Here is a 1225-nt window from a genome sequence, read left to right on the forward strand (position 1 = left end):
ACACGGCCTTCGTAGTGGTCCAGGCCGAGTCCGGTTTTGACTTCGCGGTAGTCGTGTTCGACGCGCCAGCGTAGTTTCGCGAGCCGGATCAGGGTGCGTTTCGCGGTGCGTTCGGGCAGGTTCGACAGCCAGTATTTGACTGGTTCCGGCTCGCCGGTCGGCCATTCGGCGATCAGCCAGGCTTCGGGCAGATCCTGGCCCAGGTGCGCGGAGCGGATGGCCGGGCCGGCCGGGCGGACCCGCTGGAACACGAACCGTGAGCTCATGGGGACCGGCCGGCCGGCTCGCCGGCGGGAACTGTCGCGCCAGGTGACCCGTCGCGGGGCTTTCGGCCCGGCGGCCAGGATCAGGTCACGAACCGAGGGTGCGGGTTGGCGGTAGATCTTCTTCGGATAAGGGCCGTCACCGCAGTACGGCACTGTCGTGCGTTCCACGTCGAGCGGATAGGCGGTGATCGTGTGCGCGACCTGCACCGCGTAGCCGATGCCACGCTCGGCGAGGGCTTGGCGGAACTCGCCGGCATCGCCGTAGCCGGCATCGGCGACCAACGCACTCGGGTGCAGACCCCAGCTCAGCAGCTCATCGATCATGTCCAACGCGAGCCGCCACTTCGGTCGATGCCCGAGGGTGTCCGGGATCTGCGCCCGCCGACGCCGCTGGTCCACGTCCGCGCTCGCTTTGGGCGATGCCGGATCCCAGGCCTCAGGCAGAAATAGCCGCCAATCGACCGGACATGACGCCGTCTCGGTCACCATGCTGACCGACACCGCGACCTGACAGTTCGTGATCTTTCCCGCGGTGCCGGTGTACTGACGAGCGACACACGGCGACGCTTTGCCGTATTTGAGCAAGCCGGTGTCATCGATCGCCCAGGCCGCATCATCCAACGCCTCGTTCATGCGTTCGGCGATCCTGCGGCGCACCGGCGTCACGTCCCACGGGCTGTTCGTGACGAAATGGTTCAACGCCTGCTCGTGTGGCCCGCGCAACCGGGCCGCCATCGGCTGGATCGACTTACGCCGACCATCGAGCATCAGGCCACGCAGATAATGCCCGGCCCGGTCCTGCCAACCCGCGTATCTCAGCGACGCGAACACATCCCCGACATACTCCGCCAGATCATCGCCGAGCCGTCGTACCTGCGCAGTGTCCATTCCTCGACGACACCAACATCAACCCGAACCCGTCACCATCAGCCACTCGAAGGGTGACAAAGCCCTACTAG

Annotated in this window: 1 protein-coding gene; it reads right to left on the reverse strand. The window is 66.2% G+C overall.

Annotated features, from left to right (window positions below):
* Window positions 1-1154 (reverse strand): IS701 family transposase (locus CHC05_RS40475; protein WP_089256221.1); only part of this gene is annotated, 1154 nt, incomplete at its 3' end.
* Between the last annotated feature and the right edge of the window lie 71 nt (window positions 1155-1225).

Source organism: Asanoa hainanensis (genome assembly GCF_900188485.1).
Lineage (GTDB): Bacteria > Actinomycetota > Actinomycetes > Mycobacteriales > Micromonosporaceae > Asanoa > Asanoa hainanensis.